Genomic DNA, 13,592 nt, shown 5'->3' on the forward strand with positions numbered 1-13,592 from the left:
TTATTTAGAGCTGTCTACTATAGCTAACAAAATGCTAAATTATATTTATTTCTATAAATTGAGCTTTTTCTATCTTCAAACTTCTAAAATAAATATAGATACCAAAAAATATTCTGGAATTATCGTTTATGCTTACTTGTTATTTTATTTTTTAAAAATTGAAAATAATCAATTATATTGTAAAAAATTAAGTGGTTTTAGTAGTAAATACTATAGATTTAAATATTTTTAAAAATCTGAAAGTACTTTACACAAATAACAGTGATAGATCGTTAAAATTTTATAAAGTGTTTAAAAACAATAGAGTCTTAATATTATCCCACTTAGGGAATCGTTGATATTGAAAATATTTACATTTTTTCTTTATTTAAAGGATAAAATTCTGCTAAATAAAAAACAAAAGATTTACTCCTAAAACCTAAAAATTTTTAGAAAAAAATACAAAATATATCAGATAAATAATTTTAAATTCTCTACCAATTTGCAATCATGGAAAATTACTATTTGCCAATTTTATAAAAAGTTGGACTCTCAATTAATTAGAGATATAGCAATAAAGTCTATATAGTGTCAATAATATTGTTTATTTTATTAATGTTAATAACAAAAGGTTGCCCAAAAAGTTTTTAATATCTTGACTTTACTTAACTGAAGCTATATTTCTATATTACCGCTAATTTTTTAGAATAAAAAACTAGAACTATAGAGCCATGTGTGTTAAACAGTTTAAATCTTTAAAGATTTTAATAACAAAAAAAATATTTCTGAGATTTATTAATCTAGCCATGAAAAGGAATCAAAATCAACGGAGCTAAAGTTAATAAAATACAACTCAACTTCCAAGAAGTATCAATTGGATTTTTTGATTCACTTAATAAAGCATCAATTCGTTCATTTATACGACCAGAAATAGCTTTATCATGGAAAGCAACTTCCATAATTCCCGTTGTCATATTTTCTGAGATTGTATGTATTTTTTGAGCGACAATTACTAATGATTCGGCAATCAATAAGGGATCGACCTGTTGAGAAGCTCGTCGGTCAGCCCGAATTTCTCGTAACAATAATAAATCTTGCCACAGCTCATCAGTATTGGGCAACCAAGGACTAATATAGCCTAGCCAACCTAATATAAAAAACCAAAAAGTATCCCGGTATTGAGTATGAGCCTCTTCATGGGCAACAACAGCACTTAAATGTTCCTTGTCTAGGGTGTCTAAAAGTCCTTGACTAATGACCAATTTAGAATTCCAAAAACCAACTTGTGCACTGTAGGGGAAAGAAGTCTCAAGAAGTCTTACAGTCTTTCCTTCGATAGTTTTTTGGGGATAATTATTAGTTGTTTGGATAGATTGCCACCCTTGAAAAGCCAATTTTATGATGGAAGTGGCAGTAAAGATAAGAAAGCCTATTGCGAATAAGTAACCATACCAACCGGACTGCCATCCTAACATTTTTCCGTGACATCCCATCACCATGACTGCGATCGCAGTCATTAATAATAACAAAGGAGAAAATACAAAAGAAAATAGTGATCGCTGCCAGCGAGTTGTCCAAGGAATGTGAGATAAGGGAGTACAAAGACGAACACTCCAAGCCAAAATTAAGGCTACTACTATCATCAATAAGTGCATAACTTTAAGTCTCCTCTCGTTGACGACGAATAGTTTGCAAACGAGACGCAATCGCGTCTAACTGTTCTAGACTAGCTGTATCTAAACTATCCGCAAAGGCCGCCACGATATCAGGATTGCTAATGGCTAAGAATTGCTGCAATTGCTCATAAGCCTGAATGGCCCGCGCTTGTTCGCGAGATACAAGGGGATGCCAAGAAAAAGCTCGCCCTTTTTTAGAGTATTCTAACCATCCTTTTTGGGTGAGACGATGTAAAACGGTCGTAACAGAGGCATAAGCTAACTCTCGTTCAGGATCAGATAAAATGCGATCATGAATCTGCTTTACCGTTGCCGTTTCTAAATCCCAGATAATCTCTAAAATTTCGGCTTCGAGATGACCGAGGGAAAGTTTTTGGGGTCGATAGTCAGGTAAGGGAGACATTAGTCTATTTCTTTTTTATAAACAGATTCTCATCTTAACATTTCTGAAATTAATTATATCTTTAAAAATTTCTTTTAATAGCTTCCCGTAAACACCAGTTGAGCTGGGCCCGTCATATAGAGTCGATTATCCGCTTCAGACCATTCAATCATCAGAGAGCCTCCTGGCAGTTCTACTGTAGAGTTGCGATCACAGTTTTTGGTCAATACCCCAGCCACCACGGATGCACAGGCCCCCGTTCCGCAGGCTAAGGTAGCCCCTGCACCTCTTTCCCAAACCCGCATTTTCAGATAATCAGGACGAACTACCTCAATAAATTCGGTATTGATACGCTCAGGAAACATCTGATGGTATTCGAATTGAAGTCCCAAGACAGCTAAATCAATCGCTGATACATCTTCAACAAAAGTAACACAGTGGGGATTACCCATACTCACGCAGGTGACTAACCAGAGTTTTCCGGCTACAGTTAGGGGTTGATTAATCACTATTTCGTTAGGATTTCCTAAAGTGGTGGGAATTTCATGGGCAAATAGATAAGGTGGTCCCATCTCTACTCTCACTTGTCCTTCAGCTTCTAAACGAGGGTAAATCACTCCAGTTGGGGTATTAATAGAATAAATTTTTCCTAAGGTTTCTTCCCCTTCTAGCTGAGCAATGAAACGAGCTAGACAGCGAATCCCATTACCACACATTTGTGGTTCAGAACCATCAGGATTAAAAATACGCATGGTGTAGTCAGTATTGCCTGTTCCTGGGAGAGCAAAAATAACCCCATCTGCCCCGATTCCAAAATGGCGATCACACATTTTAACGGACTGCTCTGGAGACACTAACGGTGAATTACTCAAACGATTGTCAATCAAAATGAAATCGTTACCCAATCCATGATACTTAGTAAATTCAATAGCCATGTTTAATTTCCCATTAATATCAATGATTATGAATCAATCAGGGAACAATCGACAAGGGTTTCCTTAGTTACAACTGAAAAGATTAATTAATTGCTTTTTTACAAAAAAATGACTGAATTGATGTCGGGTTAAATAATGTCGGTCTAGTGACGAAATACCGGTCGATACTGATACTACTTGTTGGATAATATCTCCAGTCTCTCTAACTCATAACGCGAAACAAAGCCTCTTAAATTTTGCTACAAGCCCTTGTTTCGATATAAACCCGAAACCTAAAGTAATCCAATGTTTCTTTGATTCAATCAAAGGTCATGGACCGAGTTCCCTCAAGGCTTTTCTGTAGATTCTCCACCGCCAATGGTAAGATAACTCTATAAGCTGACTACTTCTAGATTGTTAGTAAGAGTAAAGATTAAACTGCTTTGTATCTATGCCATTATTAATCTTAATAGCTGATGATGATCCAGGAGTTCGATTGGCTGTAAAAGATTATTTAGAACTTTACAGTTATTCTGTTATAACTGCCCGAAATGGACAAGAGGCCTTGTCTCTTTTGGGGGCCTATCGTCCTCATTTGTTCATATCTGATATTAAAATGCCGCAAAAGGATGGCTATACTTTGGTTCGCCATCTACGGCAGTTACCAGAGTTCCGTCTTTTACCAGTGATTTTTCTGACTGAACGAGATAGTACAGTAGAACGAATTCAAGGATATGAGGTGGGGTGTGATGTTTATCTTCCTAAACCCTTTGAAATGGAAGAACTCAGGGCGGTAGTCCGCAATCTTTTAGAACGAACTCAAATGATCCAATCTGAATTGGGTTTCTCGAAACAGAAGTCTTTTGGAAAACCCAAAAACGATTATTCTCAAGAAACAGAGGAGAAAAATAAGTCTCTTCCCAATCATCTCCACTTTACTCCACGGGAAATTCAAGTCCTTAACTTACTGACAACTGGGTTATCTAATGGAGACATTGGACAGAAACTACATTTAAGTCCCCGAACAGTAGAAAAATATGTTAGCAGCTTACTTCGAAAAACCGAAACCAATAACCGCGCTGAATTGGTGCGGTTCGCCCTCGATCATCACTTAATTGATTCTTGAAGGGTAATAAACTAATTGATTATAGATATCAATAAACATTGGGATAATTCTTGAATATGACAATTTGGGTTAATGAACAAATCGATCCCTGTGGGATTGTTTATTCTTGTATTGCTTGTTGTGATGAAGCAACAGCAGAGGAATGTCACCAAACTTGGCTTAAGAACTTAAGTGAGCAACAAAAACAAGAAGGTTGGATCGCCATCCTCAGAATCGTAGACTCTTGGGACGAAGTCCCGGTTAATGCTCTCAAGCTAAGTGTTTAATAAACTAAGCGTTTAATTTAGACTGAAAACATTGCCATTAGTTGTACCAACTTTCCGTGCAGATTGTGATAAATTAGGTAGTGAGTTAAATTGTATAAAGTATTTATTTTAGGCAGAAGAACGATCCATGACAGTAGATATTCCAGAACATATTAAAGTCTGGTCGCAGTTTGGACATCCTATTCTAATGTGGTTATTATTCGGATTGACCGTTTATGCTTCATATTTAGGCATTCAATGGCGACGAACTCGGACAGCAGATAAAGATCTTAAAAAAGAATTACTACTAAAAGACTTTAAGACTCGACACTATCAACTAGGATCATTACTATTGGCCTTAATGGTAATAGGTAACATGGGCGGAATGGCCATTACATATATTAATAATGGGAAATTATTTGTCGGTCCCCATTTATTAGTTGGGTTGAGTATAACCACAATGATCGCTGTTTCTGCTTCCCTTTCCCCTCTCATGCAGAAAGGTAATGAATTAGCCCGTTATACCCATATAACCTTTAATATTTTAATTGTTAGTCTGTTTGGTTGGCAAGCAATCAGTGGCATGAATATTTTGATAAAAATTCTTGATAGAATGTCCTAATTAGTTTTTGTAATTTTAATCTTTTTTGTGTTGAATAACCTTTGTAGAGACGTTTGCTCAAACGTCTCTTGCTCAAACTTCTTCATTTACTTAGAGTTTATCTAAGCTGCAGTTGATAAAGACTCTTTATGAAGAATCTTTTGATAATAGTCGCGTAACTGGCGAGTAGCTGCTCCCCAACCCCAACGTTCTGCCTCAAGACGAGCATTTTTTCGTAATTTTTCTCGTTCTTCTTTTGCTGCTAACAAGCGTTGAGTTGCGAAAATAGCTCCATCAGCATCAGCCGGCTCAAATAAATATCCGTTAACTCCATCAGTAATAATATCGGGTATTCCCCCAGAATTAGCAGCTACTACAGGACATCCTGCAGCCATGGCTTCTAATAAGACTAACCCTAGGGTTTCCGTCCTTGAAGGAAAAATAAAGGCATCTGATGAAGCAAACGCGGCAGCTAATTCTAACCCCTGGAGATAACCTACAAAATTTGTCTGAGTCCCTGCAAAATGAGCTTTCAACGCCTCTCGATGAGGTCCATCCCCTACAACAGCTAAACGAGCGTCAGGAATAGCTTCCAGAACAGGTTTAATGTTCTCAATTTGTTTTTCTGGGGAAACTCGCCCGACATACAACAATAAAGGATATTCAGGGTGTCCCTCTGATAACCGTGATCGCATCTGTTGAGAGCCTAAATGGGGTTGAAACATTTCTGTATCTACCCCCCGTTGCCACAAGTCAACTCGCTCAATACCATGGGTGACTAATTCATTCACCATCGCGGTTGAGGTACAGAGGTTTAATTGTGCCTGATTATGTCCTAATTTTAATAATTCCCAGAGTAACCCTTCTAATGATCCTAATCCGTAATGTTGTAGATATTGGGGTAAATGGGTGTGATAAGAGGCAACAAGCGGAATATTCATTGTTTTAGCATAATAAATTCCCCCTAATCCTAAAACAGCAGGATTTACAACATGAACTAAATCGGGTTTAAATCGTTCTATTGCTTTACCGACAGTGGGGGTAGGGATGGCTAATTTTAATTCTGGGTACAGAGGAAGAGACATTCCTTTGACTCCATGAACTTTGGCTCCTTTGTGTTCAGTGACACCTCCATCAGGACAGAAGACTAATACTTGATCGCCGTTACGCTGCAAATGTTCAACGGTATGACGCAGACGGGTGACAATTCCGTCAATTTTAGGTAAAAATGTCTCTGTGAATAAGGCAACTCGCATAAGATTCACTATTCGGGGACAAGTAGTAATATAGGTGATCGCGGTACCTCCAAGTAAGTGAGCTTAAATTAAGTGTAAAATAGAAAAAAGCGATCAAACGATCATTTTAGATGCCAATGTGCATAAAAATTCGGATAGTGCAATTAGAAGAGCAATTACTATCAAAGTTTACTAGCAATCTAAAAATTTTCTCCATGACAAGAGTAGAAATATTGTGTTTAAATCCAAGAAGAAAGAAAGATAAAAAAATTGCAGATTAGATAGAAATACCATCTTCTAGAAATAGAGTTGTAATAACGATTCCTAGATAGATTTCAAAAAAAACTGTATTTTTCAAAAGATGAAATAAAATAAATTAATTCCACAGAATTACAAAAAAAAAGTAAATATAATAATAGAAAAATACAAACAATATAAAAATTTTTTTTATTATGGAATAACAATAAGAATCTAAAATAAAGAAAATTTTGTAAAAGTTTAAAATAAAGAGGTAGATAAAGCTAAAAAATTATGTGAATAGAAAAGAATAGATAAGATAATTATTTTTGATAATGACTCAGTGAATACAGGCAGTAATGAGAAGAAAATGCTGTGTCTATGTTTTTTGACAACTCATAATCTAGGACTAAATGTAATAAAAGAGGAGTGGCACCAAACAAAAGACAAAGAAATCGATGAAAAAATTAAGGAAATTGACGTAAGGATGTTTTAAAAAAAATAGTTAAGGTAGTTAAATTACCTAAAAAAAGTTACCATACAAAATATAGATTAAAGCAATATTAATTTAACTCTAAGTGTTTAAGGTATAGAAATACAAAATAATTAGCTTTTTCGCGTTTATTTATAAACACTTATCTAGGTTAGATTATAAGGAGAGAAAGAGAATAATAAACGACAATTCGCAACTTTTCAGATTCAATATATTAATTACATTGATGTAATCTAAACATAATGTCACCAGCTAATCAGGTTATTGTTCCCCTAGATGTTCCCAATTTAACTGAGGCGATCACGCTTTTAGATAAGTTACCTCAAGTCAGTTTCTGGAAGGTAGGATTAGAATTGTTTGCAGCTACTGGACCAAATATTCTAACTATTCTTAAAGAACGAAAAAAACGTATTTTTCTAGATCTCAAATTTCACGATATTCCTAACACTGTAGCGGGGGCTTGTCGTAGTGCCAGTGAATATGGGGTAGATTTTCTCACCATTCATGCCACAGCCGGACAAACCGCCCTACAAGCGGCTACAAAGGCTATTAATAATACTGCATATCGTCCCCAATTATTAGCCATAACTTTGCTGACCAGTTTAAATTCACGAGAGTTAGCTTTTGACCTTAAAGTTTCCCTTAATTTACCAGAATATATTCTAAAGATGGCTATTTTTGCCCAAAAATTTGGTGCTAATGGAGCAGTTTGTTCTCCTAGAGAAGTGAGTCAACTACGACAGATATGTGGGGATGATTTCTTACTGGTTTGTCCAGGAATACGACCAAGTTGGTTTGATAATGGAGACCAGCGACGGGTAATGACTCCTTCGGAGGCAATGAAAGCAGGGGCAGATTATTTAGTTATTGGCCGTCCTATTACAATGGCAAATGATCCAATAGCAGCATGGGAAAAAATTTGCGAAGAATTAGAAATGGTATGATGAGACGAACATTGATAGGATTGTTAATAACAGTAGGGTGCTTAAGCCAACTATCAGGGGTTCATTCTCAGAACAATCCTCAGTCAACCTCTTGCCCATCCGATCTTCAAAAGTTGACTGAGTTAATGTTGAAGGATTTACCTAGTTACGCTAACAGGGTGATTCAACGAGAAAGATTACGTGATCGCCCTTTTCCTCCATCCCTATATATTTTGGTGGCAGGGAGGCCAGAATTTGAACCGTTACCCTTGACTAAGCTGCAATATCAACCTGTTTTTGAAGATACAGCTCAACAAGTCTTTTTTACCACCTTGGAACGTCAATATGGGGACAAAAATCTGGTTAATCTAGAAAATTATTATTGGCTATTTCTAACTCAAACCGAAAAAGGATGGCGAGCAGTAATGTTATTCTCCCAATTAGCGTCTCTTAATGATGGAGGTCCTCCCTTACCTCCTGAAGACGCCAGTCATGGTCCAATTGGGCAAGGTATTCGTTTATGGTTACGAGATTGCCGTGCAGGAGCTGTAAAAATTGATGATTAATGAGAAGTGACAATTAAAATAAGGAGAAAGATAGAAATATTCAAGTTTAAAATAAGCTTTTTTATCTCATGAAAAAATCCGTCTGTTGAAAAAAATTGTTTCACCGTATAAAATAATTGGGAGTAATCAATATGACTTTAAAGTCTAATGCTTAATTGGAAAAAGTTTACGATGTTTTAATTATTTGGATATGGCCCAGTGAGATTAGTAGCAGATACTAGTTTACAAAATTAGTCATCGATAAAATTAGTGAATTCTATTAAGTAGAAAATCTCAATCTAAAAAAGATACTGGTGTTTGAAAAACCTTCAAGGAGAAATTTTTGGCAAGATTTCTTTGTACTTTGAAACTTATGTAAATTAGTATGAGGAAGGTCTCTTTTCTATTCCTTTGCATCAGTTGCAAACAACCTCAATAAATTTCTTATTGCCAAAATTGATTAAGACAAACAGTCGTTGTGTAAATCTAGAAAAATAGTTCAATTATATCAAGGTTAGTTGTGTTTCAGATATGATTAGAAACTACTTATGGAAAGTTAGAACAGAAAAGAACTTAAAAATTTTAATGGTCTAGAAAATAAAAAGTTTAAAGCAAAGTCAATGGCAGCAGCGGATGGAATTAATTCAACAGTTTTTCAGGTTGTTTATGAGAATAAAAAATTGGATTAATGTACAAAATTTTAATATTCTAGTTGAAAAGGTATTCGTTGCTGTTCCCTTAACAACATTTCTATGTCTATTACAGAAAAATTGAAAACTAAATATTTTCAACATTCAACAATACTCAATAGCAACAGTAACTAATGATAAAATTAACAAAAATATTACATTAAATGATTCACACGAGATTGTTTCAACTTTTTTTAAAACCAACCATACATATCTATTGGTTATTTTTTTATATGTTTTTAACCTTAGACTCTTTGCACCATAAATTATAAAATAATCTGATAACATTAAAGATACAAAAATTAGAAAAAATAGCTTTTCTATTAGTTATTAAACAATTATTCAGTTTATCTAATCTTGAAAACCTGCTAAAGTGTCTTTAATTATGTTTACCCAGCTAATATTGTAAATTATAATCACTCAATTTTGGGTAGGAGAAGAATTGTTTTAGTAAGATATACAGCCTATGGAATGCTTCCTCATTATGGACTAAGAAGCACATCAATGGTTAGAAGAGACTCCTGTTATTACTCCTTTAATTGCTGATGTAGTTCATGCAAAGGGGCTAGATGGTTAAATATTTATCTCTAGATAATAGACTAAATATTAACAAATTTGCCGTCCGTTTATGTAAAAAATTCAAGAGGCAACGATGGAAAACCATCACTGGTTACAAAAACAATAAGATAATTATGGTTGGATGACCCATAGTCGTAGCTTGGAATACCTAACTAGCTCCTTATAAGCCAATTTAAGTTTAATAAAACTATGATACCTAAGCGACTAATTTCTATTTCTCCATCTAGCTTACTACTCCTAGTGGGATCTGGTGTTCTGCTGATCATATTATGGCAATTGCGAAATCTTTTGGTAATTTTGATGATTGCGGTGGTTATTGCTTCGACTCTAGCTCCTTTGGTAAAAAGTGTAGAAAAACGAGGGATTCCTTCCTGGCTAGCTGTGATTCTTGTCTATTTAGGTTTATTAACCTTGATGACTGGAATTAGTTTAATCCTAGGTCCAACAATTATTGCCCAAATTCAACGATTGTTACAGAAATTACCTGGATATTTAGATATTTTAGAGACGGAATTCCAAAACTGGGCTACTAGACGGGGTTTTACTCAACCTGAAGTTCTCGATTTCATTAACCAACTGTTAGATCTTCAGTCTCTGGTGTCTTGGACATTGAGCTACAGTCAAAAATTTCTCATCGGTGTCGGTGGTGTGACGCGGGGCATTCTGGGAGGAGTTTTCAACGTAATTTTAGCCGTTTTGCTCTCTGGTTATATGTTATCAGGATCAAAAAAATTAATTAGGGGCATTGTCAATTTATTTCCTCACCCTTGGGATGAACGTTTAGAAGCTCAGGTAGTTCCCATTAGTCAACGGATGGGAGGTTATATTCAAGGGAGGCTTTTAGTCTCATTCATTTTGGGGTCAGCTATTAGTTTAGCGCTAAGATTCTTAGGTATTTCCGAGTTTGCTTTAGGTTTAGGAACTATTGCTGGAATCACTAATTTAATACCTTTTTTCGGTCCAGTTTTAGGTTCAATCCCCGCCTTGATTGTAGCAATCGCCCAAGGAGGGTGGGTTTTTCTTTGGGTTCTGTTACTATTTTTATTTGTTCAGAATGTAGAAACCTATGTGCTTGATCCTCTGTTAGTGGGATCTTCGGTCAATGTTTCTCCTCTATACCAATTATTGGCGGTGTTGAGTGGAGTTCAAATCTTGGGAATTTTGGGGGCATTGATTGTTCCTCCTTGGGTAGCTGGTGCAGGAGTTTTACTGCACAATCTTTATTTAACTCCTAAATTGCAATCTCAAGGACGAGCGATTGCTATCTCAGAACCTAAATAAATCCTTATAATTTCTGCTTCTCAAAAAATATCTTAACGTATTTATTTAGTGCTATAGACAATTTGATTATTATAATGGTTGACGGATTTAAGGAATTTAAACGGGGTAACTATATTACATAACTGATTCAGGAAATTGTTCTTTTAAAATTGGTATAATGGGGCAGGGAACTTTGGATTGTAAATTGATTGTTTTATTCCCTTGAAAAACATTCCAGCGAAAGGGACCCAGATGAGCAGCAGACATCCATAATAAGCGTTTTGCCCTTGTCATTGCTACATAAAGTAAACGGTATTCTTCGGCTTTCTTCAGTTGTGCCGCTTCTTCCCAAGCTTTCTTAGGTTCAGGTATTTCGCATACTGATCCTTGGGCGATATGTTGTCCGTGGACTGCTGCTCGAATTTGAGTGCGGGCGACTTCTGCAAAAGTAAAATCTCCTAGAAATTTAGCCGCAGTAGGAACCCGAGAATTACCAGGTAAAACATCTTCATGTAGGAAAGGAATAAAGACATAATCCCAATCTAATCCTTTGGCTTTGTGCATAGTAATAATTGTCAATTGATTAGCTTTGGTATAACGATCCTCATTGTCTTCTTCTACTCCTTCAAATCCTTCAACACTAACAATTTCTTGAAGAGTTTTGATAGTTTCTTTTAAAGAATTATTTTCTATAATTTGTCGATTAATACGATCAGAAAGTTTTTGAACTGTAGCTAATTCTGATCCTGTATATTTAAGAGTCATTCCTAAAAATGGAATCAGTTGATGGGATGGTAATTCTAATTTAGCCCGTAAAAGATTACAACAGTAGTGACGGGCCTGCAATACTTCTTGTTTTTGTTTCTTAATTAAGGGATTAGGATAGAGAAAATTTTCTGGATAGGTAACCAATACATTAAGATCTTGGGTCGTAATTAAATCTCGTTTTTCTAAAATTTCTAAGGCTGATTTTAAATATTCCGCAGAATGAGGACGATCAATAAATTGTAATATTTTAAGTATTTCTTCAGGGATTTTAGAAAATCGTTCTACTTCTACTACTTCATATATCTTAATTCCGTGATCTTTGCTTAAATGAGCTAGATTTTCTGCTAAAAATCGACTTTGACGGTTTTCTCTAACTAAAATAGCTGAATTATACTTATGGTTGTTTTTAAAAAGTTTTATAACTCTTTTTTCTATTAATTCGACGGTTGCATATATATCTTTTGGGGTATAAATTTCCAACCCTTTTCCTACAGATTTAGGGTTAAGCTGAAGATCATTTTCTTTTACTGGATAAATATACTGTTGACGAAAAGGGATATGTTCTTTGGTTAAATCTAAAGAGGTTTTATTTGACTCAATTTCCTTACCATCTTTTATTTTATTTATCCATTGACTATTAACCCAACTTAAAGTGAAATTAGCTGCATCAATAATAACTTTACTACTACGTCCAGCTTGATTCATAATGGCTAAATTATTTTGATTTTCACAGCGTTTACAAAACCAATTAAAATAAACAGGATCAGCAGGAGTAAAAGTAGAATTAATCGCTTGATTAGGATCACCCACTCGAATTAAATTGGATTGATTATCAAAATGTTTGGGATCTTGAGCTAATAAGTTAATTAATTTTTCTTGAAGGGGGCTAGAATCTTGAGCTTCATCTTCAAAAACAGCAAAAGTTTCTTGTTGCCAACGATTACGAATATTTGTATTTTCTAAAACACGTAAAGATGCTAAAGTTATGTCATCATAATCAATAAAATTGAGTGACCGCATTACTTTTTCATACTGTTTATATAATCCCGCTCCTATTCCTAAAATATTATAATGATCTGCCGAATATTCACTGAATAGTGCTACCTCTTGGGGAGAAAGTCCTGAACTTTTAGCTTCACGGATAATAATATGAGCTAGTTTAGGTAAAACTTCAGTACGTAATACCGATTGACGACGTAGTTTTTCCGTCTCTTCTCCATCAAATTGGAATCCTTGTAATAAAACTTTATATTGGTAAGGGTTAGCACTAATCCACTCTTCTACGGAAGTACGAATAATATGATGACTAGGGGTAGGAATAACAATAGTAGTAGTGTCTAAGTTAAGCTGAGATAACTGAGGATTGCGACTAGCAATATTGAATGCTAAACCATGTAAAGTTTGTACCGTAAAACCTGTTTGAGATAATCGTAATTTCTTCAAACATTTTTTAATCTTAGCTTTAATGCCAGCTGCCGCAGAACGGGTATAAGTTACGATAATCAGTTGTTTTTTAGAATGTAATTGATAGCGTCCGATAATGATAGTCGCCGCAACTGCCAAACTATAAGATTTACCTGCACCAGGAACTGCAGATATTGCCATTTCTCCTCTTTCCCAATCTGCTAACTGTTTTTGTCCAGGGCGTAAACTATTGCGAAGTTGTTGTAATTCTTCCGAAAGGTCTAAGTCTAATAAAATAGTCATGTTAAAGTTATGAACGATTTACTTGTTAGCCATTATCTATGATTTGTTTTGTATGGTTTTAAAAAATTAAAAATATCCATTTTTATAGATTATATTTAAAATCTATAAAGTCATATTTTCTTTGTTAAGTTAATTTTATTAAATTGAATATATAGCCATTTTAGCTAAGTTTTTCTGAGTTTAAATGGAGAAAAAATTAAAATTTTTAATTTTGTATTTACCTCTCTGTTATT

At 34.9% G+C, this 13,592-nt stretch carries 11 protein-coding genes; 6 read left to right on the plus strand and 5 right to left on the minus strand.

From position 1 onward, the window contains the following. Window positions 1–779 precede the first annotated feature (779 nt). The 3 genes from RGRSB_RS07890 to dapF all read right to left on the minus strand — a co-directional run bounded on the left by RGRSB_RS07890 (window position 780) and on the right by dapF (window position 2,972). Window positions 780–1,634 (minus strand): M56 family metallopeptidase, encoded by an 855-nt coding sequence (locus RGRSB_RS07890; RefSeq protein WP_119260573.1) that lies wholly within the window; start codon window positions 1,632–1,634, stop codon window positions 780–782. A 4-nt stretch (window positions 1,635–1,638) separates the two neighbouring features. Continuing rightward, entirely contained in the window at window positions 1,639–2,058 is a 420-nt protein-coding gene (locus RGRSB_RS07895) for a BlaI/MecI/CopY family transcriptional regulator (protein ID WP_044107668.1), read from the minus strand. Window positions 2,059–2,132: 74 nt separating this feature from the next. Next, window positions 2,133–2,972 (minus strand): diaminopimelate epimerase, encoded by an 840-nt coding sequence (gene dapF / locus RGRSB_RS07900; protein ID WP_119260574.1) that lies wholly within the window; start codon window positions 2,970–2,972, stop codon window positions 2,133–2,135. A 430-nt stretch (window positions 2,973–3,402) separates the two neighbouring features. Between dapF and RGRSB_RS07905 the strand changes: the two genes are divergently transcribed. The 3 genes from RGRSB_RS07905 (at window position 3,403) to RGRSB_RS07915 (ending at window position 4,944) form a co-directional block, all read left to right on the plus strand. Beyond that, the gene (locus tag RGRSB_RS07905) at window positions 3,403–4,077 is read left to right on the plus strand and encodes a response regulator transcription factor (RefSeq protein WP_119260575.1); all 675 of its coding nucleotides are present in this window, start codon (window positions 3,403–3,405) and stop codon (window positions 4,075–4,077) included. Window positions 4,078–4,133: 56 nt separating this feature from the next. Further along, a complete protein-coding gene (locus RGRSB_RS07910; protein ID WP_119260576.1) occupies window positions 4,134–4,343 on the plus strand; it encodes a glycogen debranching protein in 210 nt (69 codons plus the stop codon). Window positions 4,344–4,470: 127 nt separating this feature from the next. Continuing rightward, entirely contained in the window at window positions 4,471–4,944 is a 474-nt protein-coding gene (locus RGRSB_RS07915; RefSeq protein WP_119260577.1) for a DUF4079 domain-containing protein, read from the plus strand. Window positions 4,945–5,045: 101 nt separating this feature from the next. On the opposite strand, the gene RGRSB_RS07920 is transcribed toward RGRSB_RS07915, so the two are convergent. Continuing rightward, window positions 5,046–6,179, minus strand: a complete 1,134-nt coding sequence (locus RGRSB_RS07920) for a glycosyltransferase (RefSeq protein ID WP_119260578.1) — start codon at window positions 6,177–6,179, stop codon at window positions 5,046–5,048. 951 nt (window positions 6,180–7,130) lie between these two features. Between RGRSB_RS07920 and pyrF the strand changes: the two genes are divergently transcribed. The 3 genes from pyrF (at window position 7,131) to RGRSB_RS07935 (ending at window position 10,905) form a co-directional block, all read left to right on the plus strand. Beyond that, window positions 7,131–7,832: an orotidine-5'-phosphate decarboxylase gene (gene pyrF / locus RGRSB_RS07925; protein WP_119260579.1), complete on the plus strand. Its 702-nt coding sequence runs from the start codon at window positions 7,131–7,133 to the stop codon at window positions 7,830–7,832. Next, window positions 7,796–8,377: a hypothetical protein gene (locus RGRSB_RS07930; RefSeq protein WP_420822986.1), complete on the plus strand. Its 582-nt coding sequence runs from the start codon at window positions 7,796–7,798 to the stop codon at window positions 8,375–8,377. The genes pyrF and RGRSB_RS07930 overlap by 37 nt, the downstream gene beginning before the upstream one ends. Window positions 8,378–9,813: 1,436 nt before the next feature. Beyond that, entirely contained in the window at window positions 9,814–10,905 is a 1,092-nt protein-coding gene (locus tag RGRSB_RS07935; protein WP_119260581.1) for an AI-2E family transporter, read from the plus strand. 114 nt (window positions 10,906–11,019) lie between these two features. Here RGRSB_RS07935 and RGRSB_RS07940 read toward each other — a convergent pair whose 3' ends face one another. Continuing rightward, complete coding sequence (locus RGRSB_RS07940; RefSeq protein WP_119260582.1) at window positions 11,020–13,359, minus strand: ATP-dependent helicase; 2,340 nt, start codon at window positions 13,357–13,359, stop codon at window positions 11,020–11,022. Window positions 13,360–13,592 lie beyond the last annotated feature (233 nt).

The sequence above is a fragment of the cyanobacterium endosymbiont of Rhopalodia gibberula genome (genome assembly GCF_003574135.1).
Lineage (GTDB): Bacteria > Cyanobacteriota > Cyanobacteriia > Cyanobacteriales > Microcystaceae > Rippkaea.

Bases quoted from the DNA above. Each gene is read 5' to 3' on its own strand.
- RGRSB_RS07915 (WP_119260577.1), top strand. From the start codon at position 4,471: ATGACAGTAGATATTCCAGAACATATTAAAGTCTGGTCGCAGTTTGGA.
- RGRSB_RS07890 (WP_119260573.1), bottom strand. From the start codon at position 1,634: ATGCACTTATTGATGATAGTAGTAGCCTTAATTTTGGCTTGGAGTGTT.
- pyrF (WP_119260579.1), top strand. From the start codon at position 7,131: ATGTCACCAGCTAATCAGGTTATTGTTCCCCTAGATGTTCCCAATTTA.
- dapF (WP_119260574.1), bottom strand. From the start codon at position 2,972: ATGGCTATTGAATTTACTAAGTATCATGGATTGGGTAACGATTTCATT.
- RGRSB_RS07920 (WP_119260578.1), bottom strand. From the start codon at position 6,179: ATGCGAGTTGCCTTATTCACAGAGACATTTTTACCTAAAATTGACGGA.
- RGRSB_RS07905 (WP_119260575.1), top strand. From the start codon at position 3,403: ATGCCATTATTAATCTTAATAGCTGATGATGATCCAGGAGTTCGATTG.
- RGRSB_RS07940 (WP_119260582.1), bottom strand. From the start codon at position 13,359: ATGACTATTTTATTAGACTTAGACCTTTCGGAAGAATTACAACAACTT.
- RGRSB_RS07895 (WP_044107668.1), bottom strand. From the start codon at position 2,058: ATGTCTCCCTTACCTGACTATCGACCCCAAAAACTTTCCCTCGGTCAT.
- RGRSB_RS07930 (WP_420822986.1), top strand. From the start codon at position 7,796: ATGGGAAAAAATTTGCGAAGAATTAGAAATGGTATGATGAGACGAACA.
- RGRSB_RS07910 (WP_119260576.1), top strand. From the start codon at position 4,134: ATGACAATTTGGGTTAATGAACAAATCGATCCCTGTGGGATTGTTTAT.
- RGRSB_RS07935 (WP_119260581.1), top strand. From the start codon at position 9,814: ATGATACCTAAGCGACTAATTTCTATTTCTCCATCTAGCTTACTACTC.